Below are 23,972 nucleotides of genomic sequence, written 5' to 3'. Positions count from 1 at the left end.
GGTCGGGTGGGAGGTAGGCCTCGCCGGTGGTGCTCTGATAGACCCCCGCGACCCCTTCGTCCGGTCCTCGGAACAGCACGACGTCGTCGGGTTCGAGTTGTGTTTCGCGGTCCGGGTTCAGGATCCACTCGCCGGCCCGCCGGATCGCGATGGCCCTGACCCCCGTCTCGGTTTCGAGGTTCAGCCCGCCGAGGGTCTCCCCGACGAACCGGGAGTCGGGGTCGACGCGGGCGCGCACGAGGGTCTCGACCGCCTCGGGGAGCGCCGCCCGGATCGCGTCGGGTAGTCGGATGTCCTCGAGGACGATCTTCGCGATGTCGCCGGTCGCGTCGGAGACCTTCTCGGTCGCGCCCACGATCCCCAGCACCGGGGCGAGCGCCTCGGCGTCGTCGGGGGTGCGCGAGGCCATCAGCAGGCTCATGTGGGTTCTGAGCTGGAGGACGTCCATCTCGTCTTCGAGCTGGAGGACCTCCTCGGCGACCTCGTCGCTGTCGAGGAGCACCGCCGAGTACGACAGGTCGATCATGAGCTCGGCGATGTCCTTCATCTCCGCGAGGAGTCGCTTGACGCTGCGCGGCTCGTAGTCGACCTCGCGTGTCATGCTCGACGTTCGTCCGGGCGGGCAAAAGCGTTGCTCGCGCACGTGCGTGGGGAAACGGTAATACTTTTCCCGGCAGGTCGGGTACAAGCGCCATGGCAGACGACCTCCAGAAGGGGCTCGATGAGGTTCTCGTGGCCGAATCGTCGTTGAGTTACATCGACGGTGACGCCGGACAGCTGGTCTATCACGGCTACGATATCAAGGACCTCGCGCGCGAGGCGAGTTTCGAGGAGGTTCTCTACTTGCTCTGGAACAACGAACTCCCGGAACGCGACGAGCTGGACGTGTTCGTCGAGGAGCTCTCGGCGGAGTACACCATCGAGGAGGGCGTGGTCACGACGCTCGAGGACCTCGTGGCGGCGGACGAACGCCCGATGGCGGCGGTTCGGACCGCGGTGTCGATGCTGTCGGCCTCGGACGACGAGGACCCCGAACCCGGCGATATCGACGCGATCCGTCACCAGGGGCTCCGTATCGCCGCGAAGTTCCCGACGATCCTCGCGGCCTACGACCGCCTCCGCAACGGCGAGGAGCCCGTGGAACCGAACGAGGAGCTCTCGTACGCAGCGAACTTCCTCTACATGCTCCACGGCGAGGAGCCCGACGACGTCGCCGCCGAGACGTTCGACATGGCGTTGATCCTCCACGCTGACCACGGCCTCAACGCCTCGACGTTCACCTCGATGGTGATCGCGAGTACGCTCGCCGACACCTACAGCTCGGTGACCGGCGGGATCTCGGCGCTCTCGGGGTCGCTCCACGGCGGCGCGAACCAGGACGTGATGGAGGTCCTGCTCGAACTCGACGAGAGCGGTCAGGACCCCACCGAGTGGATCGCCGAACAGATCGACGACGGCCGCCGCATCCCCGGCTGGGGCCACCGCGTCTACAACGTCAAGGACCCGCGCGCCGAGATCCTGACCGAGAAATCCGAGGACCTCGGCAACGCCTCCGGCGAGAAGAAGTGGTACGACTACGCCGCCGCCATCGAGGAGTACCTCACCGAGGAGGAGGACTTCCCGAGCAAGGGCCTCGCGCCCAACGTCGACTTTTATTCAGGAACGGTCTACTACCAGCTCGGTATCCCGCTCGACATGTACACCCCGATATTCGCGATGAGCCGGACCGCGGGCTGGGTCGGCCACATCCTCGAATACCAGACCGACAACCGCCTGATCCGCCCCCGCGCCCGGTACGTCGGTCCCCAGGACGAGGCGTTCGTCCCGATCGACGAGCGATAACCGGCCCCCCGACCGTCGACGCGCGGGCGAGCGCCATGTTTTTATCACCGCCGGCCATCGCTTCGCGCATGACCCGGGGCGAGCAGCGATGAAGGAGTCGTTGATGGAGATCATCCGGTGTCCGATGGACAAGCAGGAACTCGAACTCGAACCCATCCAGGAGTCCGACGACGAGGTGCTTGAAGGCCGTCTCGTCTGCACCGAGTGCGGCGAGGAGTACCCGATCGAGGAGGGCATCCCGAACCTCCTGCCGCCGGACATGCGCGACGACGCACCGGCGTAGCATGGTGGGCGAATCGAGCGACTCCACGACGCTCACCGTCCACCTCAACCGCACGGGGCTCCACTCGATAGACGTCCCCGAGAGCTTCGCGAGCGCCGACTCGTTCGTGATCGAACTCGAGAACCACGGCGAGGGGACCCACGTCCACCTCCGGCTCGACGAGGCGCTCTCGGGGGTCGCTTCGGTGCCATCGAGCAACCACTACGTCCGCCCCGGCGCGACGACGCGTATCCCGGTCAGCGTCAGCGACCCCGGTCCGGCCGGCGGCACGCTCACCATCGCGACCGCCTACGGCAGCCAGACCGAGACGGTCCCGCTCACCATCGAACCCAACGCGGGCAAACGCCGCGTCAAGATCGACGAGTCCCTCATCGAGCGCTCCGGAAGCGGGAGTCTCGCGAGTTCGGGGAACGTCGAATCGACCCGCTCGACTGCTTCGAGCGCCCCACGACGCACGGGTTCGACGGGCTCCTCGGCGTCGGCTCGATCGACCGCGGGCTTCGGTACGCCCGCCCTCCTCGGAGCCGCGGCGGTGGTCGTGATCGTCGGTATCGTCCTGCTCTTCCTCTCGGACGTCGTGGCGGTCTACATCGGCGCGCTCGCGGTGCTCGTCGGCGTCATCGCGGCCGCCTATCTCGTGCTCTACTGATCAGGAGTCCGTCTCGCGGATCCCCTTGAACCCGCCGTCGTCGTCGAGCCGTTTCGCCCGGAGGTACCGCGCCCGGTAGCGGTTCGCGCCGTCGCCGACGTCGGCCTCGCGGACCTCGTCGACCCGGCCGTCGGCCACCGCCCCGATCAACGTCTCGATCTGACTCCGTTCGCTCGGCGTGAGTTCGACCTCGTAGGTTCGCGGCTCCTCGTTTTCGAGGATCGCCCACTGGCGCGCCGCGGCGACCACCAGCGAGCAGGGCTCGCGACACGGGAACACGCCGTCGCCGCGCGGCACGTCGAGTTCCGTACTGCTATCCTCGTCCCACTCGCGGCGCTTGAGACACTGGGAGTCGACACAGCAGGCCGCCGCGAGGTTCTCGACCCCCTCGACGTCGAGTTCGTCGACGACGCCGTAGATCCCGGTCTGGCGCTCGGCGGTCTCGCGGAAGTGGGTGACGTCGAGGTCGCCCTCGCGCTCGCGGTGCCAGTTCGCCACCGTCGCGGGGTAGAAGAACTCCACGGTCCTGACGAGGTCGCGACCGTCGAGCGCGGGGAAGACCCACCCGGTGGCGAGCGTCGGTGCGGTCTTGAGCGGTCGGTATTCTCCATCGTCGTCGAGGGTGGCCAGTTCGCGGGCGTCGAGCGGGTCGTCGTGGTGTTCGAGGTCGTCGACCTCGACGTCGACGTCGGCGGTGTGCCGGAGTTCGTAGACGCGCTCGCCGTCGTCGCCGAGCCCGGCGGTGATCAGGAGCTGGCCCCACTCGCGGGCGAGCCCGGCGACGAGGCTCTCGTAGCGTTCGCGGACCCCCACCTCGTCGGCGCGTTCGACCCACCGGAGGAACGCCTTCGTCGCGCCGTCCAGCCCGTCCCAGTACTCCCAGTTCGAGACGAACCACGGGTTCTCGGTCGCGAGCGCGTCGAACTCGGTCTCGGAGAGGTCCGCGTGACTCGCGCCCGGCGTCTCGAAGGTGTAGCCCGACCCGTCGCGGGTCACCGAGAGACCGTCACACGCCACGTCGTCGGCGGCGGCCTCGCGGAGCGCGTCGAGTTGGGAGTCGTTCATCTAGTCCCCCGCCGCCGGGGTCGCGGTCCGTCGGCGGACGATGTCGAGTGCTTCGGTGACGTCCGCCCCCGCGTCGGCGGCGCGTTCGAGGATCACGTCCGCCATCAGGGGTTCGGTGCCGACCGCGCCCGCGTACCAGATCCGGTGGCCCTCGACCGTCGTCGGAATATCGTAGCCCTCGCGGTAGTCGTCGGTCAGGCCCATGTCCTCGGGGATGTCCTCCTGGGTGTGGTAGCCGTCGGCGATGAACAGCGGGACGACGACCACGTCCTCCGATTCGAAGTAGTCGGTGACGTCGTCGACCTCGGGCTCCTCGTCCATGAACAGCGCCTTCACCTCGCTGAACCGGTCCATCTCGGCGATCCGGTCGGCGTGGTACTTCACGGCTTTCGCGGAGTTCTCGTTCCTGTCGGTGCCGTGGCCGACGACCGCGAGGCCGAAGTCCTCGCCGACGTCGGGATCGCCCGTGACGCTCTCGGCGCGCTGGACGATCACGTCGGTCATCGAGGGATGGGTCCCGGCCGGACCACAGTAGTGAACGGTCTTCTCGACGTCCGTGGCAGTGAGGGTGGCGGTGTCGGCGTCGGTCCCCGACGAATCCCACAGCGAGACGTCCCAGTCGTCGAGGCGGAGTTCGCGCGGGATGACCTGTTCGGTGAAGTACCCCTCCGAGATGAACAGCGGGACCACGTAGACCTCCTCGCTGTCGAGGGTCCGGAGGACCTCCCGGAAGGAGGGCTCCTCCTTCCAGAACGCCTCGCGGACCTCGGCGAACGCGCCGGACTCGCGGACGGTGTCGGCGTGGGCGAAGGCCGGTCCGTGCGAGCCGGGATTCAGGTGTGAGCCGTGGGCGACGATGACGAGCGCCGGCATGACCGGCACTACGGGCGACGGCGATTTAGTGGCTTCGTCTCCCGAACCTCGACCGGTTACGGTGTGATGACCGCCCGTCCCTCGATCTCGCCGTGTTCGAGCTTCGCCGCGACGTCGTTGATCTCGTCGAGCCCGTAGCGCGTGGTCCGGAGGTCGACGTCGCCGCGCTCGACCAGCGCGACGAGCTCCTGAAGTTCGGTGTAGTTGCCGACGAGGCTCCCCCGATAGCTGAAGTCGCCGTTGACCAGCGCCTGGGAGGGTTGGTGGACGTGGCCACCGTAGCCGATGACGGTGTGTGCGCCGCCGGCGGCGACGATCTCGGGAGCCAGTGCCGTGGTCTCGTCCGCCCCGACGAAGTCGAGCACCGAGTGCGCGCCCACGCCGTCGGTGATCGCCTCGATCTCGCTCGCGACGTCCTCGTTCCCCGGGTCGACCGTGTGGTGTGCGCCGAGGTCGTCGGCCATCGAGAGCGCTTCGTCCTTCATGTCGACCGCGGTGATGGTGACGGGGCTCATCGCGTTCAGACACTGGAGCCCGATGTGGCCGAGCCCGCCGATCCCGATCACGACGGCGTGGTCGCCGGGGTTGAGTTCGCGCGAGGCGCGTTTGACCGCGTGGTAGGCCGTGATGCCCGCGTCGGCGTGGGGCGCGATGTCGACGGTGCTCACGCCGTCGGGGAGCGGGATCACCGCCCGCTCGTTCGTCCGGAGGTAGTCGGCGAAGCCGCCGTCCGTCGAGAGACCGGGGAACGCGAGGTCCTCACAGTGCATGTCGTCGCCGAGCCGGCAGGGGCGACACGTCCCACAGGTCATCACGGTGTGGCAGATCACCGGGTCGCCCTCCGCGACCATCGTGACGTCGTCGCCGACCTCGACGACCCGGCCGGCGTTCTCGTGGCCGAGGGTCATCGGGAGGTCCTGGGGCATGTACTCGGCCCACTGGCCCTCGATCACGTGGTTGTCGGTCTGGCACCATCCCGCGCCCTCGACCTCGACGACCACGCCGTCGGGGGCCTCGGCCTGCGGTTCGTCGACCTCGTCGATCGAGAGCGCGTCCTCCATCTCCTCGGTGTACTCGTGGAGTCTGGCTGCTTGCATGTGACCACACCGCGGTAGGACTGTCACGGTCAAAAGTGTTCGTACCGAAATCGGGGTACAGCCGCTTTCCGGGGCCAAAAGACGTATGCTTGTCAAACACTATCGATGATGTGCAATGTACCGGCACGAGGGAGCGGATGTCTTCGTCATCGACGCCCACGTCCATCACTGGGATGCGAGCACGGAGAACATCATCCACGAGGGTGGCGAACAGTTCATCCAGTGCTTCCACGACTATCACACCGCGTTCACACCGGCGGAGCGCCAGTGGAGTATCGACGAGTACCGGAAGTACAGCGCCGAACGGATGGTCGAGGACCTCTTTCGGGACGGCCACGACGACATGGCGGTCTTCCAGCCTACGTACCTCGGCGAGTTCTACGAGAACGGATTCAACACCATCGAGGACAACGCGGGGCTCGCCGAGGCCTACGAGGGTCGGTTCGTGCTCAACGGCCGGTTCGACCCGCGTGAAGGGGAGGCCGGACTGCAGGAGCTCGAACGGCAAAAGGACGAACACGACATCACGGGGGTCAAGCTCTACACCGCCGAGTGGCGGGGTGACTCGAAGGGCTGGCGGCTCGACTCGGAGGACTCCTTCGAGTACCTCGAGAAGTGTGCCGAGCTCGGCATCACCAACATCCACGCCCACAAGGGACCGACGATCCGCCCGCTGAACCGCGACGCCTTCGACGTCCGGGACGTCGACGACGCCGCGACCTCGTTCCCCGAGCTCAACTTCATCGTCGAGCACGTCGGCTTCCCCCGGTTCGACGACTTCGCCCACATCGCGACCCAGGAGACCAACGTCTACGGGGGATTGGCGGTGGTCGCGCCGATGGCGCTGGCCCGACCACGGAAGTTCGGCGAGATCATGGGCGAACTCCTCTACTGGGTCGGCGAGGACAACCTCCTCTTCGGCAGCGACTACGCGCTCTGGGAACCGGAGTGGGTGGTCGAGGCCGTGATGGAGGCCGAACTTACCGACGAACAGCGCGACGAGTACGGCCTCGAGTTCGACCTCGAAACCAAGCAGAAGGTGATGGGTGAGAACGCCGCCGAGCTCTACGACATCGACATCGAGGAGCAGAAGAAAAAACTCGCCGACGACGCCATCAGCGCCGAGTTCGACCTTGGGGACCAGTACGGGGGTGCCACCGCGGACTGATGGCCGCCACTGCCCAGCCGACGACCGACGACGTTCGCGCGCGGCTGGCGGCGGTCGACGACCCCGAGCTCGACGAGTCGATCGTCGACCTCGAATACGTCCACGACCTCACGATCGACGGGTCGGAGGTACTGGTAACGCTCGTGTTGCCGACGGCGTGGTGCTCGCCGGCGTTTGCGTGGATGATGGCGACCGGCGCGCGCGACGAGCTCGAAGGCCTTCCGACCGTGACGACCGCGACGATCACCCTCGACGACCACATGCACGCGAGGGAGATCAACCGCGGGGTCAACGAACGCCTCGCCTTCGAGACGGTCTTCGAGGACGCCGAGGACGACATCGAGGCGGTCCGTCGAACCCTCGCGGAGAAGGCGCGCGTGAGCCGCCAGTACCGTGCCGTCGACGTGCTGCTCGATGCGGGACTCGACGCCGACCAGGTCGTCGCCCTCACCCGCGCGGACATCGACTTCGAGGACGAAACGGACGAGGCGCTGGTCTACCTCGCCGACGACGCCTTCGCCGTGTGCGTCCCGGCCGACCCGCTCGCCGACCACCTCGAAAAGGCAGCCGAGACCGGGCTGGTCCGGGAACCGACCGACCGGCTCTTCGCCACCGTCGAAGCGGACCCGATCGCGGCCGACGACCTCGCCCACGAACAGCGCCGGGCACGGCTGACGGGCGCGACCATCTCTGGACAGGGAACCATCTGCGAGGGGCTCGACCGGGCGCGAAAACTGAAGCGCGACTAGCCGGAGCCTTCGATCCCGTAGGACCCGCCGAGGCCGTACCGACCGCTCTCGACCCACTCGTCCTTCTCCCACCCGCAGGCCGGACAGACGTCCTCGTGCCAGTCGAACGCCTCGCTACAGCGTTGGCACAGCACCGTTCGGGGTTGGCGGTCCTCCGCGAGCTGCCGGTCGTCGCTCTCGTCGTTCGATGCCATCCCCGCTCCCTACACCACGAACCATCATATACGTTCGGGAGGATCACCTCAGACGACGTCGTTGTCGCGCAGGAGGTCGGCGAGAACGTGGACGTAGAGTACGACCCCGGTCAGCAGCGCGACCGGCCGGCTGACCCGTGCCCAGAGCCAGGTTAGCGCGCCACCGATGACGACGTGGCTCAAGATCCGGAGGCTCGCCATCCCGCCCGTCCCCTCGAAGAGGTTCTCCTGATCGGTGAACACGCGTGTCGGGTTGCGGAGGACGTCCACGGTGTGTCGCCAGTCGCCCACGCGGAGCCGCGCGAGCACGAAGTGGTCGAGGTCGATCAGCACGCCGAGCCCGACGCCGTAGACCGCGAGCAGTCCCAGTTGGCGCGACGAGTAGTGCTCGCGGAGTTTCGTGAGGACGACGCCGACCACGGGGATCGATATCAGGAAGTGCTCGCCGGACTTCATACGTTCAATAGCGCGGTCGTCGCGGTGTGTTTTTCGTTCCTACTCCGTCGTCTCGACCGAGTAGGTCGGGCCGTCGTCGGTGTCCTCGATCTCGACGCCGAGGGCTTCGAGTTCGTTTCTGAGGTCGTCGGCGCGGTCGTAGTTGCCGGCGGCGCGTTCGGCCTCGCGGGTTTCGAGCACGAGCTCGACGAGTTCGTCGGCGAGGCTGACGTCGCCGTCCGCCGTCTCGCCGAAGCTCAGCCCGAGTACCCCGCCGCCGAGGTCCTCGACCGTCTCGACCGCCGCCAGGAGCCCCTGATAGTCGTAGGCTTCGCCGGCGGCCCCGCGGTCGTCGAGGTGGCGGTTGACGACCGTCGAGAGTTCGAGCAACGAGGCGAGCGCGCCCCGGGTGTTGAAGTCGTCGTTCATCGCGGCCTCGAACGCCTCGCGCGTGTCGTTCGTCGACTCCCGAAGCACGCTGTCGGGTGATTTCGAGGAGGTGTGCGAACCGTCGAGGGCCGTCTCGGCGCGCTCGTGGGTGCGTTCGAGGCGCGCCGCCCGCTCGACGGCCTCCTCGATGGCGGCCTCGCTGTAGGTCTGGGTCGTGTTGTAGCTCCCCGAGAGGAGGAACGTGCGGACCGCGTTGCGACCGTATTCGGCGAGCGCGTCCTCGACAGTAATGAAATTCCCGAGGCTGGTGCTCATCTTCTCCTCGTCCATCGAGAAGAGGTCGGCGTGGAGCCAGTAACGGGCGAACTCCTTCCCTGTCGCGGCCTCGCTCTGGGCGATCTCGTTCTCGTGGTGGGGGAAGACCAAGTCTCGACCGCCGACGTGGATGTCGATGGTGTCGTCGAGGTGGGTCATGCTCATCGCCGAGCACTCGATGTGCCAGCCCGGCCGGCCCTCGCCCCACGGCGAGTCCCAGACCTCGCCGTTCGGCGGGTGGTCACCGACCGGACGGTCCTCGGAGCGGTGGTCGGCGAGCGCGTTCGGCGAGACCCCGTCGGCCTTCCAGAGCGCGAAGTCGGCAGCGTGGCGCTTCTCCGAACGTTCGTCGGCCTCGCCCTGGGCTTCGATGTCGTCGAGGCGCTGGTTCGAGAGTTTTCCATAGTCCTCGAAGGTCGTGACGTCGAAGTACACCGACCCGTTCGACTCGTAGGCGTAGCCCTTCTCGACCAGCGTCTCGACGAGGTCGATTATCTCGGGGACGTGTTCTGAGACCCGTGGATAGACCTCGGCACGCTTGAGGCCCAGCGCGCGCATGTCGTCGAGTGTCTTCCCGATGAAGCCGTCCGCGACCGCGTGCTCCGAGTCGCCGAGGTCGTCTTCACCCACGCGGGCGACGATCTTCTCGTTGACATCAGTGAAGTTCTCGACGTGGCGGACGTCGTAGCCGAGGAATTCGAGCCAGCGGTGCATCACGTCGACGTGGGTCCAGGTGCGCGCGTGGCCGAGGTGAGCGCGGTCCGAGACCGTGAGCCCACAGTAGTAGAGGAGAACGGAGTCGGGGTCGCGTGGCTCGAACGGCTCGCGCTCGCCGGTCAGCGTGTTCTCGACGCGCAGCGTCATGGGGTTCCTACGCGTTCGAGCGTTTCAATCCGTCGGAGTCCCCGTAACCGGGACCGCCGACAGCGCGTCCTCGACGACACGCACGGCGTCGGGCGCGTCGCGCCGTCCCACGACCACGACGAGCGCCTCACCGGCGACACCCGCGGCCTCGGGATCGATATCCTCGACGGCGAACCGCGAGAGGACGTGTCCGAGCGCGGCGGGGTCGACCGCGCCCGTGGCGAGCACGCCCGTGAGTGACCCCCCGTCCGCGAACGCGGTGTCGCCGACCGCGAGCACGGTCTCCTCCGGATCGGCATCGTCAGCGAGGCCGATCCCGCTTCGCATCGTGACCCGCGCCTCGCGGGAGGCGGTCTCGGGGTCGGGGAGGGCCTCGGCGTAGCGCCGGAGTGCGGCCGCGACAGCTTCGGGCTCCCCGACGTCGAGGAATCGGGCGGCGGCGGTGTAGTTGATGACCCCGGCCCGGAGCGCCTCGTGGACGAACGGCTGTTCATGGACGGCGCGTCTGGTCTCGGCGGCGACGGACATGGTTCGAGGTCGACGAGCACCACGAAAAGACCGACGACTCGGTGAAGGGCGGAACAATGCTGAGCCAACCACCCACCACCGTGCGGCCAGTGGTCGTCGCACACGATTTATCCGACCGGCGGTCGTACGGCCGACGGTATGACGGACACTGATGTCGCGATCGTCGGTGGTGGCCCGGCCGGACTCAGCGCGGCGCTGTTCACCGCGAAGAACGGGCTGGAGACCCAGCTGTTCGACACCGACCAGACGTGGATGCACAAGGCGCACCTGTTCAACTACCTCGGGATCGAGAGCGAGGACGGCTCCGCGTTCATGGAGGACTCGCGCGCCCAAGTCGACGAGTTCGGCGTCGAGCGCCACCAGGGCACCGAGGTCACGGGTGTCGAGACAGACGGCGACGGCTTCACCGTCTCGACCGAGGACGAGGAGTACGAGGCGAGCTACGTGGTCCTCGCGACGGGCGCGAAGCGCGATCTCGCCGAGGAGTTGGGCTGTGCGTTCACCGACGAGGACGTGGTCGACATCGACGTGACGACCGAGACGAGTGTCGAGGACGCCTACGCGACGGGCGCGATGGTCCGTGCCGAGGAGTGGCAGGCGGTCATCGCCGCCGGCGACGGTGCGGCGGCGGCGCTCAACATCCTCACGAAGGAGAAGGGCGAGCACTTCCACGACTTCGACGTGCCCGACGACGCCGAGTAATCGAGTTTCGTGCCAACCGGACGTGCGTCGCACGTCCGGTGACGCCGAATAACCGGGAAACACAACCCGTAAACACGCACTCGTCGTCGGGTCGCGTGTGAGTACCCGTTCGGTCGTCGGTATCGAGCGCGGGACGTTGCCGTTCGTCGCGCTCGGGGTCGCCGTGGTCGCGGTGAGCACCAGCGCGATCCTGGTTCGGTACAGCGCCGCGCCGAGCCTCGTGAAGGCGTTCTACCGGGTGCTCTTCACGACCCTCCTCCTCTTGCCGTTCGCCCTCGTCCGCCACCGCGACGCCTTCGCCCGACTCACCCGTCGGGACTGGTTGGCCGCGGGGGCTGGCGGCGTCGCGCTCGCCCTCCACTTCGCGTCGTGGTTCGCGAGCCTCGAACTCACGAGCGTCGCGGCCTCGGTGACGATCGTCCAGTGTCAGGTGCTCTTCGTCGCGGCCGGCGCGGCGGTGTTCCTCGACGAGTTCGTCACCCGGCGTACCGTCGCGGGGATGCTCCTCGCGCTCGTCGGCATCGTGGTGCTCTCGGTCGGCGACGCGTCGGGCGGTGTGGTCGCGGGGAGCGCCCCGCTTCTCGGCGACGCGCTCGCGGTGGCCGGCGCGGCCTTCTCGGCGGGCTACGTCCTCGTGGGACGGGTGCTCCGCCAGCGAATCGCGCTGATCCCCTACGTCGTCGTGGTCTACTCGGCCTGTACCATCGTGCTCCTCGCGCTCGTTCTCGCTGACGGCGCAGCCCTGACGAACTACCCGCCGCGCGAGTGGGTGCTCTTCCTCGGGATGGCCGTCGGGCCCGGCGTCTTCGGGCACACGGTCCTCAACTGGGCGCTCGGCCACCTCGAATCCAGTGTCGTCAGCGCCTCGCTGCTCGGCGAACCCGTGGGGAGCGCGCTGCTCGCGCTCGTGTTGCTCGGCGAGGTCCCGACCGCCGCGACCGTGGTCGGGGGCGTAGTGATCCTAGCCGGGATAACCGTCGTGGCGCGCGCACGCGGTCGGCGCGAACGACAGTGAGTGCCGACCGCGAATCGGCGTGCGAGGGATGAGCGACGCGAGCACCGCGAGCAGAGCGAATCGGTTGGGGAGGCTTGTGGCTGTCGCGGGGCGGTGCTGTGCGGAGCAGTTGCGGTGGCTGGTAAGTGGTTGTACCGCGAACGAGCGGAGCGAGTGAGCGGCAGTTTTTAGTCCAGGTTTTTGCGACGAGCGGTGGCCGACCGCAGGGAGGCCATCCGAGGAGTAAAAAAGTGGGACAACACACCTATTACAGCCCGGGCCAACCCTCCCGCATGAAAAACGTCGACGACCTCATCGAGAGCGCGAACGAGCTTGCTGGTCAGGGGCTCTCGAACGGCGAAATCGCCGACGAGCTCAACGTCTCGCGCGAGACCGCGAGCTGGCTGGTCGAACGCGGCGGCGGGAGCACCCAGCCCACGACTACCGAGAGCACGGAGCCGGCCGGCCCGCTCTCGGACATCCACATCGACTGGAGCGCGCTCGGGCGGGACAGCACCCGACTCTCGGACGTGGGGCACGCGATGGCGGACCTCCTCGGCGGCCACGACGACAGCGAGATCGACCTCGTGGTTGGAATCGAGAAGGCCGGGACGCCGCTCGCGACCACCGTGGCGCTCGAACTCGGGGCCGACCTCGCGACCTACGCGCCCCGGAAACACCAGTGGGAGGAGGGCGATATCGAGGATCTCAGCGGGAATTTCTCGCGGAACTTCGCCGAGATCCGGGGCCGGGAGTGCTACGTCATCGACGACACCATCACCAGTGGGACGACGATGACCGAGACCATCGACGCCATCACCGAGGAGGGCGGCACGCCGGTCGGCTGCGGTGTGCTCGTCGACAAGAGCGGTGTCGAGGAGTTAGAGGGTGTGCCGGTCGAATCGCTGATGCAGGTCATCCGAGTGAGCCGCGACGAGGAGTGAGCCGGCGGGTGGAGCCTCCCGAACCATCATGAGCGAACGTGGAACCGACCCGACCACCGAGCGGCGTAAGGCGGGGCCGCGAGCCGTCCGGAAGGTCGGAGTCGAGCGATGGGTCGAGAACGTCTTCTTCGGGCTGGCGGAGGTCGCCGTGCTCGGTATTCCGGGACTGCTGGCGCTGATGGCCGCACCGCAGAACGCGGCGGTGAAGTTCGCCGCGCTGGTCGGCGTCACGACCCTCACGCTGGCGATTGGAACGGTTCGGACCGGCCTCACGTCGTTCGACTGGCCGGCGGCGACGCCGGTGCTCTTCCTCGTCCGCCCCGTCTATCACAGCCTCACCGTCGTCGCGGTGGCGGCCGGCGGTGCGGCGGTCGACGTCGCCACGGGGTCGACGATCGGGTCGCTCGTCGTCGCGGTCGGCCTCTCGCTCGGTGCCGTCCGGCTGTTCCCCCGCCTCGTAGCGGTCTTGGATAGCTTGCTTCCCCAGTGGAACTGGGGACTGAGACGGCGATAGCAGGTCGGCTGCACCGAACACAGGAACCCGAACGTCAATTCGGGGTCGGTCTGCCGTCCGAACCCGGAACGCATACCACCACCCTGGGTAAACACCGACCATCATGTCATCCCGCGTGGTCACCCTCGGCGAGACGATGGTGCTCGTCTACCCATCGACGACGGGCCCGATGAAACACGCCCACGAGTTCGAAAAGAGCCTCGCCGGTGCCGAGACCAACGTCGCCATCGGTCTCGCACGGCTCGGTCACGACGTCGGCTGGTACTCGAAGCTCGGGGCCGACCCGCACGGCGAGTACCTCGAGTTCTTCGTCCGCGGCGAGGGCATCGACACCTCGACGGTGGAGCTCACCGACGAGGCACCGACGGGCATCATGTTCAAGGAGCGCCGCGAACTCGGCGAACCCGCCGTCCATTACTACCGGCACGGCTCCGCGGCGTCGCTGATGGCTCCCGACGACCTTCCCATGGACTACCTCACGGACGCGGAGTACCTCCACCTCACCGGGATCACGCCCGCCCTCAGCGAGTCGTGTCGTGCGGCGACGCTCCTGGCGGCCGAACGCGCTACCGAGGCGGGAATGACGGTCTCGTTCGACCCGAACGTTCGCCGGAAGCTCTGGGAGTCCGACGAACGGATGCGCGAGACGATGCTCGACCTCGTCTCGCTGTCGGACATCGTCCTCCCGGGTATCGAGGAGGGGGCCGCGCTGTTCGGGACGGACGACCCCGAGGAAATCGCGGCGGCGTGTCTCGACCACGGTGCGGGGATCGCGGTCGTCAAACTCGGTGCGGCCGGTGCGGTCGTCGCCGACGGCTCGACGACCGAACAGGTGTCGGGCTACGACGTCGAGCGCGTGGTCGACCCCGTCGGCGCGGGCGACGGCTTCGCCGCCGGCTTCCTCGCGGGTCGGATCGAGGGCCAGGACCCGGTCGCGGCCACCGAGACGGCGAACGCGGTCGGCGCGTTCGCGACGACCGTGGCCGGCGACACCGAGGGGCTCCCCACGAGAAAGGAACTCGACGTCTTCGTCGGCGAGCGTGACGCGGTCCGTCGGTAGGTTCGGTAGCTACTCGTTCTCGGCACGGAACTCGGCGACGGCGGCACGGTCGGGGAGCGCGGTGCTCGCGCCCGCATCGGTGGTCGTGAGTGCCGCGACCGCGTTGGCGAACCCGAGCACCTCGTCGAGCGGTTCGTCGTCGACGAGTCCCGCGAGCACCCCCGCGAGGAACGCATCGCCCGCACCCGTGGTGTCGACGGGGTCGACGGCGTAGCCGGGATGGGTCTCGTCGAGCGCCCCCCACGGGGCGTCGGGGCTCGAAACGGCGCGCGCGCCGGCGGCCCCACTGGTCGCGACGACGGTGTGCGGCCCGACGTCGAACAGCGCTTCTTCGGCCACCGATCCCTGGTCGGCGAATCCGGTCCCGAGGAGGTCGTCGGCCGAGGTCTTGAGGACGTCCGTCAACGAGAGCATCCGTTCGAGCACGGCCTCGAAGGTTTCGTCGGACTCCCAGAGTTCGGGTCGGGTGTTGGGGTCGAAGACGATGGCACAGTCGTGGTCCCGCGCGCGCTCGACGAACTCGAAGAGGCGCGACCGCGCGGGTTCGTTCGCGAGCGCGACCCCGCCGAGCGCGACCCACGACGTCGAATCGAGCGCGCCGTCGTCCACGATCGCCGGGTCGACGTACTGGTCGGCGGTCTCGGTTCGGTAAAAGGAGAACTCCCGGTCGGCGGCCGCGTCGTGGGCGACGAACGCCAGCGTCGTCTGGTGGTCGGGGTCGCGGGTCACGAACCGCTGGGGGATCCCGTGTTCGCGGAGGCCGTCGACGAGGAACTCGCCGAAGGCGTCCTCGGCGACGTTGGTGAGAAACCACGGCGGGCAGTCGAGCCGTGCCAGCCCGACTGCGACGTTCGCGGGTGCGCCGCCCGCCCGCCGCGAGAAGGTCTCGACCGACGAGAGCGAGCCGGCCTGACCCGGGATGAAGTCGATCAACGTCTCCCCGGCGACGAGGACGTCGGGTGTGGTCATGATACGAAACCGATGTGCACGGGGGAGTTGAATCTACTCCCTCCGCGAGCCGACAGCAGGACCGTTTCGCGAACCCGGATCGGTGACCCGGTCGGGTCGCCGGCCTTCCTGCGTGCGCTCGGCTCACACGGCGTGCGCGGTTTGAAAGCGCTTTTATGCGGTGCTCCGCTACCGGAGTCCACAGCCTGCGCGGGGTTGTGAAGCTCCTAGCCTCTCAGGAAATCGTCGCCGTCGAGGCGGTCTCGACGAGCGGCCGAGGACCATCGTCGGTCCTCGCAACGGCGGGGGAGCCCGAACCCGCGCGCGGGAAGGACCAACCAATGTCAGTTTACGTTACCTACGACGTTCCGGCGGACCTCGAAGACGACGCCATCGAGGCGCTCGAGGTCGCTCGGGACACCGGCACCGTGAAGAAAGGCACGAACGAGACCACCAAGGCGATCGAGCGCGGCAACGCCTCGCTGGTCTACATCGCCGAGGACGTGAGCCCCGAGGAGATCGTGATGCACCTCCCCGAGCTCGCCGACGAGAAGGAGATCCCGTTCGTGTTCGTCGAGACCCAGGACGACGTCGGCCACGCGGCCGGCCTCGAAGTCGGCAGCGCCGCGGCGGCCATCGTGGACGCCGGCGATGCCGAGTCCGACGTCGAGGAGATCACCGGCAAGGTCGAGGACCTCCGATAGGACGATGAGCTCCGAAGGAACTGACTCCACGCCCGCCGAGGTCATCGAGGTCGTCGGGAAGACCGGGATGCACGGCGAGGCGATGCAGGTCAACTGTCGGATCCAGGCGGGCGAGAACCGCGGTCGGATCATCACGCGCAACTGTATCGGCCCGGTCCGCGAGGGCGACATCATCCAGCTCAAGGAGACCGCCCGCGAGGCCGACGCCATCGGGGGTCGCTGATGGTCGAGACGCGTTCGTGCGATTACTGCGGGTCGGACATCGAGCCCGGCACCGGCACGATGTACGTCCACGTCGACGGTCGCGTCGTCCACTTCTGTTCGTCGAAGTGCGAGAACAACGCCGAACTCGGTCGGGCTTCGCGCGACCTCGAGTGGACCGCCGAGGGCCAGCGTATCGGGGCCAGCCAGGCGGGCACCCCCGAGGCGGCCGAGCAGGTCGCGGCGGAGCCGTCCGCGGGCGGAAGCGAGACCGTCGCGGACGAGATCGACACCGTCGAAGGCGAGTCCGACGCCGAGGCGGTCGCCGCGGCGGCGGTCGAGACGGAGTCGGAGGACGTGCCGACCGACGACCCCGACGAGGTCGTCGACACCGGGGCCGAGACCGACGAACTCGACGAGGTCGAGGGTCGACGCGCCGGCGGGAGCGACCCCGACGTCGAGGAGGACCAGGACGTCCCCGACCTCGACGAGAGCGACGCCGAGGTGAACGTCGACGAGGAGACCACGCGGGAGACCGACGCGGACGCCGAGTTCGACGAGGACGACGTCGACCGCACCAGCGACGAGACGGTCTCCCAGGACGAGGCCGACGAAGTGGTCGTCGACGAGGACCGCGAGGAAAGCGACGACGACGAGGACGACCAGTGAGCCACCACGACGAGCGGACGTTCGTGATGGCGAAACCCGACGCCGTCCAGCGCGGCGTGGTCGGCGAGATCGTCTCCCGGCTCGAAGGCAAGGGTCTCAAGATGGTCGGCGGGAAGTTCATGCAGATCGACGAGGAACTCGCCCACGAACACTACGGCGAGCACGAGGACAAGCCGTTCTTCGACGGTCTCGTGGAGTTCATCACCTCCGGGCCGGTCTTCGCGATGGTCTGGGAGGGCGCGGACGCCACCCGACAGGTCCGCCGGATGATGGGCGCGACGGACGCCCAGGAGGCCCAGCCGGGTACGATCCGCGGCGACCTCGGGAACGACCTCGGGCACAACCTCATCCACGGGAGCGACCACGAGGACGAGGGCGCGAACGAACGCGAGATCGACCTGTTCTTCGACGAGGACGAACTCGTCGACTGGGAGCAGGGCACCGCGGCCTGGGTCTACGAGGACGCCGACGACCACTGAGGTCGTTCGGGCGACGATTTTTCCATGACGAAACAGTTCGTAGAGCGACGACCGCCCGGACCGGCACGATCGTCGCTATTCGAGGAGGTCTTCGGGCGCGTCCGGATACGGTTCGCGAACGAGGCGGCCCATGTCGATCTGCTGGGCGGCCGCACGCCGGGGCGTTCCGTTCTCGACGAACTCGGTCGCGCCCACCTCGGTCAGTTTCTCGGCGAGACGTGCGCGTAGCTCGGCGGTCGTCTCGGGATTGCGTCCGGAGCACTCGTCGAGTTCGTTCGGGTCCGCCGCGAGGTCGAAGAGCTGTTCGCGACCGCCGTTGCGCATGAAGACGTACTTCCAGTCGTCCTCCCTGACCATCGCGGTAAAGTTCGGGGCCAGCCCCGGCGTTCGATGGTAGCCGAACAGCCGCGTTCGTGGTTCGGCTTCACCGTCGAGCAGTCCGAGGACGTCGCTTCCGTCGCGGAGGTCCGGCTCGCCCGCCGCGTTCGTCGCGATCCCGAAGAGGTCGGTCAGTGACACCAGCTCGTCCCGTCGTTCACCGCCCGACAGTTCGGCCGGCCAGCTCACGAGGAACGGAACCCGACAGGCGGATTCGAAGAACGAGGACTTCTCCCAGCCGCGGTGGTCCCCGAGGAGTTCGCCGTGGTCCGAGAAGAAGCAGATCAGGGTGTTGTCGGCGTCCTCGCGGTTCTCGACGGCGTCGAGCAGGCGGCCGATGTGGCGATCGGTCTCCGTGACCAACCCATAGTAGGCGGCCTTGATCGCTCTGGTTACCGTCGGGCCGATATCCCCCTCACGCGTCGTCCAGAAGTGGTGGTTCTGTGTGGGGATCTTCTCGTCCATGTGGTCGACCTCGATATCACCGACGACCGGGTTCGCGAGGCGATCGGGGTCGTACATCCGGTCGAACGGTGCGGACGGCGCGAACGGCGGGTGTGGCGGTTCGTAGGAGACGAACCCGAAGAACGGACCGTCCGAGTTCTCCGAGATCAGGTCGACGGCGTGGTCGGTCATCCACGCCTCGTAGTTCGAGTCGGCCGGCAGCGTGTTTCGCTGTGGGAGGTGGACCATCGCGCTCCCGCGCCCGGTCGTCTTGACGTCGTGGTCGGTTTCGTCGAGATACGCCTCGGTGCTCAACAGGGTGTCGTAGCCGAGGTCGATATCCCGCGGCCGGGCGTGGTGTTTCCCGACGAGGAAGGTTCGGTAGCCAAGTTCGCTCATTCGTCGACCGAGGAACGATCCACAGCGGTCCTCGAGGTGGGTCGCGTCGCGCTTCTCGTTGCCGAGGAAGCCGGTCCGGATCGGTTCACAGCCGGTGCGGATGGCGTGTCGCGCCGGAACACAGATGGGGGCGGGCGAGTAGGCGTTCGTGAACGAGACGCCGCGCTCGACGAGTCGGTCGAGGTTCGGCGTGTAGACCCGGCTGTTGCCGAGCGAACGGATCGTGTCGTAGCGCTGTTGGTCCGTCATCACGAACAGGACGTTGGGCGGTGAAGAAGCCACACCTCCTGCTGGATGCCAGGTCTAATAAACACCGGCCTATGACGGAAATATCGGAATCTAGATAGTATTCATGAAGTGAAACTGAATGTTCGGCCAACACATACCGTCCCCAAATGCTGACCGCTGCTTGACGTCCGACTCATGACGGATCCCGGCCGGAGAAAACGTGCCGATCACGGTCAGTCGCCCGGCTGTGGCCTCGTCGAGGCGGGATCGGATCGATGGCTGGAATGTAGTGTCCTCTCCGAAGTCATGTGTTTGGTTTGCGGCGCACCCTCACAGATCTTCCCGAATCTATTCGACGAGACACGTATCTTTCTCGTCGAAGGAGGGCGCTTTCGACGCGAACACAACAGCGGAGTTATACATAGCGAATGATTTTAAATGTCGTATGGACGGGAAGCTGACGCGCCGGGCGCTCATCGGCGCGATCCTCGCGGGCGGGGCGGTCGGGACGGCGTTCTCGCCGGTACGGGGCTATCTCGAACGGTTCGCGCCGCTCTCGGGGTCGGCGTGGGACGCGACCGACGAAACCGATCGGACGGTCGAAAGCCCATACGGAGCGGCCACGGTACGCTACGACGAGTACGGCGTTCCGAACGTCACCGGCGAGAGCGAACGAGCGCTCTACTTCGCGGTCGGGTACGCCCAGGCACGCGACCGGGGGTTCCAACTGGACCTCCAGCGCCGGCAGCTGCGTGGCGAACTCTCGGCGGTCGTCGGGGACGTGACGCTCGATACCGACGAGTTTCACGTGAAGATGGACTTCGCGGGCGCGGCGCGGGCGAACTGGGACCTCCTCGGCGACACCCGTGCGGGGGCGCTCGTCGAAGCCTACACTGCGGGCGTCAACCGAGTCCTGGCGAACGACCCGTCGGCGGTCGAATTCGCGCTGCTGGCGTACGACCCCGACCCGTGGACGCCGGTCGACACGATGTTGATGCAAAAGCAGATCGCTTGGAACCTCACGGGGAGTTTCCGCACCCTCCGGAAGGCGCTCGTCGCGGACCGCCTGGGCGAGGACGCGGCGAACGACCTCTACCCGAACCGGTTCGACTTCGACTCGCCGATCATCCAGAACGGGAACAACGGGCCGGGAAACCAAGCGGACCACGGCTCGGCGGCAGGGGCCCACGCTGTCGAGCCGGCGCTCGTCGAGTGGTTGGGACAGTTCGAGTCCCCGTCGGGGATCGGCTCGAACAGCTGGGTCGTCTCGGGGCAGTACACGGAGAGCGGCGCGCCCATCGTGGCGAACGACCCCCATCTGAGCCTGATGGCCCCGCCAGTGTGGTACGAGATGACCCTCCGAACCGACGACGTGAGCGTCCGTGGCGTGACGTTTCCGGGGGTGCCGTTCGTCGTCATCGGCGAGAACGACGCCGGCGCGTGGGGCTTCACCAACGCCGGCGCGGACGCCATCGACTTCTATCGCTACGACACCCGAGACGGCGAGTATCGGTACAAAGGGGACTGGCGCGAGTTCGACACCGAAGAGCGCGAGATCGCAGTCAGTGACGGCGAGAACCGGCGGGTGACGGTGCGAAAGACCGTTCACGGGCCGGTGATCGAACGCGAGGGTCGACGGGTCGGGGTGGCGTGGACCGGCCACACCGCGACCCGGACCACACGGGCGATCTACGAGTACAGCCGGTGTTCGGGGCTCGACGACATGCTGGCGGCGACCGAGCGCTTCGACTCGCCGACCCAGAACCTCGTCTACGCCGACCGCGACGGCAACACCCTCTACTACGTCACCGGGCAGATCCCGATCCGCACGGTCGACGGCGAGGAAGTCGCAGGGGATCGGGTCTTCGATGGCTCGGTGGGCGAGGGCGAGTGGCGGGGGTTCACCCCCTTCGGAACCTCGTCGTGGGAGGGGTTCGTCCCGTTCGACGAGAAACCCCACGTCGTGAACCCCGACTACCTCGGGACGGCGAACCAGCGGGTAGTCGACCGGCCGAAACACTACCTCGCGGAAGCCTACTCCGATCCCTATCGTGGTATCCGGATCTACGACCTGTTGGACCGGCGCGCGAACTCGGGGGAGCCGATGGATCCGGCGTTCATGAGACGGATGCAACGCGACACGCTCGATCTGCGCGCGAAAGCACTCGTCCCCGTTCTCGTTCGCGCCGCCCGCGAGGCCGACGACACAGACGACCTCACGACCTCCCTCGACGCGCTCGACGCGTGGGACTACCGGATGGAGCGCGACTCGCTGGCCGCGCTCGTCTTCGTCCACTGGTTCGAGCGCTACCGCGACCTGACGTTCTCGCCCGCGTTCGAGCGCCACGGCCTCGATGAGTCCTCCTACCCCGCCGACTGGGTGCTCCAGCACCTCGGCCCCGACAGCCGGTGGTTCGGCGACGAGTCGCGAGACGAGGTGATGGTGCGTGCGCTTCGACAAGCCGTCGGCGACATCGAGGACGCGGGCGAGGAGACCTACGGCGACTACAACACCACCGACGCGCTTGACCACCCGCTCGGTCTCGATTTCCTCGAATACCCCACGCGACCGATGGACGGGTCGCGCGCGACGGTGAACAACTACGCCGTCGAGAACCCCACGGGGAGTAGCTGGCGGATGGTCGTCCCGATGGACGGACCGTCGGCGGGCGTCCTCCCCGGCGGGAACTCGGGGAACTACTTCTCGGACCACTACGACGACCAGCTCGGCCGCTGGGCCGACGGCGAGTACAAGGCCATGTCGCGAGAGATACGGGGCACACTCACGATATCCTTCGAGAACGAGGGCGACCGGTGAGCCTCACGGGCCGCGTTCGTGAGCTCCGTGCCGACGAGCGATCACGATGGGTGACGATGGTCGTCGCCATCCTCGTGGGACTGGTCGCCGCCGCCCTCCACTGGACTGGGCTGTTCCTCGGCGGTGCCCTCGTGGGGCTCGCCGCCGTCACCCGGAGACGTGCGCTGCTCGCGGGGCTGGGATTCGGCGTTCTGGTCTGGGTCGTCTTCCTCGCGACGCTGCTCGCGAGCGGCGACCTCTGGCAGTACCTCGCGATGGGGGAGATCGCCGTCGTCAGCCTCGCGATCCCGGTAGCGACGGCGACGTTCGCGGCACTCGTGCGCTGGCTGCTGTAGAAGCCGGTTCACACTCGTCGACGCCATCGTCGCTGGCGCAAACGGCAAGAACCAGCGGACCGAAGGGCCGGCCAGCGGCCCGACGGACGCCGACCGCGTCCGTACGGACGCCACCCGTTCCACCATGTCATCCGAAACCCAGCCCGTCGACGACACGCGCGACGCGATCCAGGAGCGCCACGCCGAAGCCCGTGAGGAACTCGTCCCCGACGACCCCGTCCGCCACTACATCGGTGGCGAGTGGGTCGAGAGCGCCTCGGGCGAGACGTTCGAGACCCGCGACCCGACGACGGGCGAGGTGCTCGGTGAGGCCCAGGCCGGCACCGGCGAGGACGTCGACCGTGCGGTCGCGGCGGCGTGGGACGCCTACGAATCCGAGTGGTCGGATGCCGACCCCACCAAACGCCAGCGCGTGCTGACCGAGATCGCCGACCGAGTCGAGGAGCACCGGAGCGACCTCGCGACGCTCGAAACCCTCGACAACGGCAAGCCGATCCGGGAGGCGCGGGCCGACGTCGCGCTGGTTGCCGACCAGTTCCGCTACTTCGCGGGCGCGGCCCGAACCCACGGTGGTGAGACGGTCCCCACCGACCACCGAAAGAACATCCAAACCATTCGCGAGCCCTACGGCGTCGTCGGCGCGGTGGTGCCCTGGAACTTCCCGCTCCTGATCGCGGCCTGGAAGCTCGCACCGGCGCTCGCGGCCGGCAACACTGTCGTCCTCAAACCTGCCGAGGAGACCCCGCTCTCGATTCTCGAACTCATGCGCCTCGTCGACGACGTCCTCCCCGACGGCGTGGTCAACGTCGTGACGGGCTACGGCGCGGAGGCCGGCGCGCCGCTCACCGAACACCCCGAGGTCCGAAAGGTCTCCTTCACCGGCTCCACGGCGATCGGTCGGGAGGTCATGAAGGCCGCCGCCGAGAACATCACCGATGTCACTCTCGAACTCGGCGGGAAGAGTCCAGTAATAGTGTTCCCCGATGCCGATATCGACCAGGCCGTCCGGGTGATGATGCTCGCGATGTTCTACAACACTGGCGAATGTTGCACTGCCGGCACGCGCCTGTTCGTCCACGAGGATATCTACGAGGCGTTCATGGACGCGTTCGTCGAGAGCGCACAGGGACTTCAGATGGGTGACCCGCTCTCGAAAGATACCCGTCTCGGCCCGAAGGTCTCCGAAGAACAGGTCGAGCGCACGTTGTCGTACGTCGAGCAGGCCCGCGAGGACGGCGCGCGGATCGTCACCGGCGGCGGCCAGCCCGAGGACGAAGCGCTCGCGGACGGCTGTTTCGTCGTGCCCACCGTGATCGACGAGATCGACCACGACTCCGAACCCGTCCAAGAGGAGATCTTCGGCCCCGTCGAGGAGGTCTTCGCGTGGTCGGACTACGACGAGATGATCGAGCGGGCGAACGACGTCGAGTACGGCCTCGCGGCGGGGGTCATCACCCAGGACCTCTCGAAGGCGAACCGGACGGCTCGGGACATCGAGGCGGGCAACATCTGGGTCAACCAGTACAACGACTTCCCCGCCGGCCAGCCCTTCGGCGGCTACAAACACTCCGGCATCGGTCGCGAGCAGGCGAAGGAGACCCTCGACCACTACTCACAGACCAAGACGATCAACATGCGTCTCTAGTAGTATCGATCATCGGTTGGTGACGTCTATGGACACGTAGGATCGCTCCCTCCTCAGG

The 23,972-nt window shown here is 67.6% G+C and carries 27 protein-coding genes; 17 read left to right on the top strand and 10 right to left on the bottom strand.

All coding sequences use genetic code 11. The features are described from left to right. On the bottom strand, positions 1-601 hold a 601-nt coding region (locus D3261_RS12100; RefSeq protein ID WP_147464971.1), incomplete at its 3' end, for a potassium channel family protein. 92 nt (positions 602-693) lie between these two features. Here D3261_RS12100 and citZ point away from each other — a divergent pair. From citZ to D3261_RS12085, 3 genes are all read left to right on the top strand, one after another. Then, complete coding sequence (gene citZ / locus D3261_RS12095; protein ID WP_120072727.1) at positions 694-1,842, top strand: citrate synthase; 1,149 nt, start codon at positions 694-696, stop codon at positions 1,840-1,842. An 88-nt stretch (positions 1,843-1,930) separates the two neighbouring features. Continuing rightward, the gene (locus D3261_RS12090) at positions 1,931-2,125 is read left to right on the top strand and encodes a methytransferase partner Trm112 (RefSeq protein WP_192928009.1); all 195 of its coding nucleotides are present in this window, start codon (positions 1,931-1,933) and stop codon (positions 2,123-2,125) included. A 1-nt stretch (position 2,126) separates the two neighbouring features. Beyond that, positions 2,127-2,774, top strand: a complete 648-nt coding sequence (locus D3261_RS12085; protein WP_120072725.1) for a hypothetical protein — start codon at positions 2,127-2,129, stop codon at positions 2,772-2,774. On the opposite strand, the gene D3261_RS12080 is transcribed toward D3261_RS12085, so the two are convergent. Genes D3261_RS12080 through D3261_RS12070 form a run of 3 tightly spaced genes read right to left on the bottom strand, consistent with a single transcriptional unit; the run spans position 2,775 to position 5,809 of the window. Beyond that, on the bottom strand, positions 2,775-3,839 hold the full coding sequence (locus tag D3261_RS12080) for a DR2241 family protein (protein WP_120072723.1): 1,065 nt from the start codon (positions 3,837-3,839) through the stop codon (positions 2,775-2,777). Further along, on the bottom strand, positions 3,840-4,712 hold the full coding sequence (locus D3261_RS12075) for a CbiX/SirB N-terminal domain-containing protein (RefSeq protein ID WP_120072721.1): 873 nt from the start codon (positions 4,710-4,712) through the stop codon (positions 3,840-3,842). 56 nt (positions 4,713-4,768) lie between these two features. After that, positions 4,769-5,809, bottom strand: coding sequence for an NAD(P)-dependent alcohol dehydrogenase (locus D3261_RS12070; RefSeq protein ID WP_120072719.1), 1,041 nt, complete (start codon positions 5,807-5,809; stop codon positions 4,769-4,771). 115 nt (positions 5,810-5,924) lie between these two features. On the opposite strand from D3261_RS12070, the gene D3261_RS12065 reads away from it, so the two are divergent. Both D3261_RS12065 and D3261_RS12060 read left to right on the top strand, forming a co-directional pair. After that, on the top strand, positions 5,925-6,977 hold the full coding sequence (locus D3261_RS12065) for an amidohydrolase family protein (RefSeq protein WP_120072717.1): 1,053 nt from the start codon (positions 5,925-5,927) through the stop codon (positions 6,975-6,977). Next, positions 6,977-7,726, top strand: coding sequence for an iron-sulfur cluster assembly protein (locus tag D3261_RS12060; protein WP_120072715.1), 750 nt, complete (start codon positions 6,977-6,979; stop codon positions 7,724-7,726). The genes D3261_RS12065 and D3261_RS12060 overlap by 1 nt, the downstream gene beginning before the upstream one ends. On the opposite strand, the gene D3261_RS12055 is transcribed toward D3261_RS12060, so the two are convergent. The 4 genes from D3261_RS12055 to D3261_RS12040 are packed head-to-tail and all read right to left on the bottom strand — an operon-like array spanning position 7,723 to position 10,452. Then, positions 7,723-7,920 (bottom strand): hypothetical protein, encoded by a 198-nt coding sequence (locus D3261_RS12055; RefSeq protein ID WP_120072713.1) that lies wholly within the window; start codon positions 7,918-7,920, stop codon positions 7,723-7,725. The two genes, D3261_RS12060 and D3261_RS12055, sit on opposite strands and share 4 nt — an antisense overlap. Positions 7,921-7,968: 48 nt before the next feature. Further along, positions 7,969-8,376: a hypothetical protein gene (locus tag D3261_RS12050; protein WP_120072711.1), complete on the bottom strand. Its 408-nt coding sequence runs from the start codon at positions 8,374-8,376 to the stop codon at positions 7,969-7,971. A gap of 39 nt (positions 8,377-8,415) precedes the next feature. Next, complete coding sequence (gene cysS, locus D3261_RS12045; RefSeq protein ID WP_120072709.1) at positions 8,416-9,924, bottom strand: cysteine--tRNA ligase; 1,509 nt, start codon at positions 9,922-9,924, stop codon at positions 8,416-8,418. A gap of 24 nt (positions 9,925-9,948) precedes the next feature. Then, the gene (locus D3261_RS12040; RefSeq protein ID WP_120072707.1) at positions 9,949-10,452 is read right to left on the bottom strand and encodes a hypothetical protein; all 504 of its coding nucleotides are present in this window, start codon (positions 10,450-10,452) and stop codon (positions 9,949-9,951) included. Between the two features lie 138 nt (positions 10,453-10,590). Between D3261_RS12040 and D3261_RS12035 the strand changes: the two genes are divergently transcribed. The 5 genes from D3261_RS12035 (at position 10,591) to D3261_RS12015 (ending at position 14,666) form a co-directional block, all read left to right on the top strand. Continuing rightward, on the top strand, positions 10,591-11,154 hold the full coding sequence (locus tag D3261_RS12035; RefSeq protein ID WP_120072705.1) for an NAD(P)/FAD-dependent oxidoreductase: 564 nt from the start codon (positions 10,591-10,593) through the stop codon (positions 11,152-11,154). A 97-nt stretch (positions 11,155-11,251) separates the two neighbouring features. Beyond that, the gene (locus tag D3261_RS12030; RefSeq protein WP_120072703.1) at positions 11,252-12,169 is read left to right on the top strand and encodes a DMT family transporter; all 918 of its coding nucleotides are present in this window, start codon (positions 11,252-11,254) and stop codon (positions 12,167-12,169) included. 272 nt (positions 12,170-12,441) lie between these two features. Continuing rightward, entirely contained in the window at positions 12,442-13,092 is a 651-nt protein-coding gene (gfcR, locus tag D3261_RS12025) for a transcriptional regulator GfcR (protein WP_120072701.1), read from the top strand. Positions 13,093-13,120: 28 nt separating this feature from the next. Further along, entirely contained in the window at positions 13,121-13,606 is a 486-nt protein-coding gene (locus D3261_RS12020) for a hypothetical protein (RefSeq protein WP_120072699.1), read from the top strand. Between the two features lie 103 nt (positions 13,607-13,709). Beyond that, positions 13,710-14,666 carry a sugar kinase gene (locus D3261_RS12015; protein WP_120072697.1) on the top strand — a complete coding sequence of 319 codons (957 nt, stop codon included), beginning with the start codon at positions 13,710-13,712 and terminating at the stop codon, positions 14,664-14,666. Positions 14,667-14,675: 9 nt separating this feature from the next. Here D3261_RS12015 and D3261_RS12010 read toward each other — a convergent pair whose 3' ends face one another. Continuing rightward, on the bottom strand, positions 14,676-15,635 hold the full coding sequence (locus D3261_RS12010) for a carbohydrate kinase (RefSeq protein WP_120072695.1): 960 nt from the start codon (positions 15,633-15,635) through the stop codon (positions 14,676-14,678). A gap of 320 nt (positions 15,636-15,955) precedes the next feature. On the opposite strand from D3261_RS12010, the gene rpl7ae reads away from it, so the two are divergent. The 4 genes from rpl7ae to ndk are packed head-to-tail and all read left to right on the top strand — an operon-like array spanning position 15,956 to position 17,667. After that, positions 15,956-16,318: a 50S ribosomal protein L7Ae gene (rpl7ae, locus tag D3261_RS12005; RefSeq protein WP_007695122.1), complete on the top strand. Its 363-nt coding sequence runs from the start codon at positions 15,956-15,958 to the stop codon at positions 16,316-16,318. Positions 16,319-16,322: 4 nt separating this feature from the next. After that, positions 16,323-16,541 carry a 30S ribosomal protein S28e gene (locus D3261_RS12000; RefSeq protein WP_007695120.1) on the top strand — a complete coding sequence of 73 codons (219 nt, stop codon included), beginning with the start codon at positions 16,323-16,325 and terminating at the stop codon, positions 16,539-16,541. Next, entirely contained in the window at positions 16,541-17,188 is a 648-nt protein-coding gene (locus D3261_RS11995; RefSeq protein WP_120072693.1) for a 50S ribosomal protein L24e, read from the top strand. Before D3261_RS12000 ends, D3261_RS11995 begins: the two co-directional genes overlap by 1 nt. Then, positions 17,185-17,667: a nucleoside-diphosphate kinase gene (gene ndk / locus D3261_RS11990; RefSeq protein ID WP_120072692.1), complete on the top strand. Its 483-nt coding sequence runs from the start codon at positions 17,185-17,187 to the stop codon at positions 17,665-17,667. The genes D3261_RS11995 and ndk overlap by 4 nt, the downstream gene beginning before the upstream one ends. Positions 17,668-17,742: 75 nt before the next feature. Here ndk and D3261_RS11985 read toward each other — a convergent pair whose 3' ends face one another. Then, positions 17,743-19,170, bottom strand: a complete 1,428-nt coding sequence (locus D3261_RS11985) for a sulfatase (RefSeq protein ID WP_120072690.1) — start codon at positions 19,168-19,170, stop codon at positions 17,743-17,745. Between the two features lie 391 nt (positions 19,171-19,561). On the opposite strand from D3261_RS11985, the gene D3261_RS11980 reads away from it, so the two are divergent. The 3 genes from D3261_RS11980 to D3261_RS11970 all read left to right on the top strand — a co-directional run bounded on the left by D3261_RS11980 (position 19,562) and on the right by D3261_RS11970 (position 23,914). Further along, positions 19,562-21,934, top strand: coding sequence for a penicillin acylase family protein (locus D3261_RS11980; protein WP_120072688.1), 2,373 nt, complete (start codon positions 19,562-19,564; stop codon positions 21,932-21,934). Next, positions 21,931-22,269: a hypothetical protein gene (locus D3261_RS11975; protein ID WP_120072686.1), complete on the top strand. Its 339-nt coding sequence runs from the start codon at positions 21,931-21,933 to the stop codon at positions 22,267-22,269. The genes D3261_RS11980 and D3261_RS11975 overlap by 4 nt, the downstream gene beginning before the upstream one ends. 124 nt (positions 22,270-22,393) lie before the next feature. Then, complete coding sequence (locus tag D3261_RS11970) at positions 22,394-23,914, top strand: aldehyde dehydrogenase (RefSeq protein WP_120072684.1); 1,521 nt, start codon at positions 22,394-22,396, stop codon at positions 23,912-23,914. Positions 23,915-23,972 lie beyond the last annotated feature (58 nt).

The organism is Halococcus sp. IIIV-5B, from assembly GCF_003602035.1.
Taxonomy (GTDB): Archaea; Halobacteriota; Halobacteria; order Halobacteriales; family Halococcaceae; genus Halococcus; species Halococcus salsus.
The sequence above is the reverse complement of the archived record's forward strand: the minus strand, read 5'-3'. Positions and strand labels throughout refer to the sequence as shown.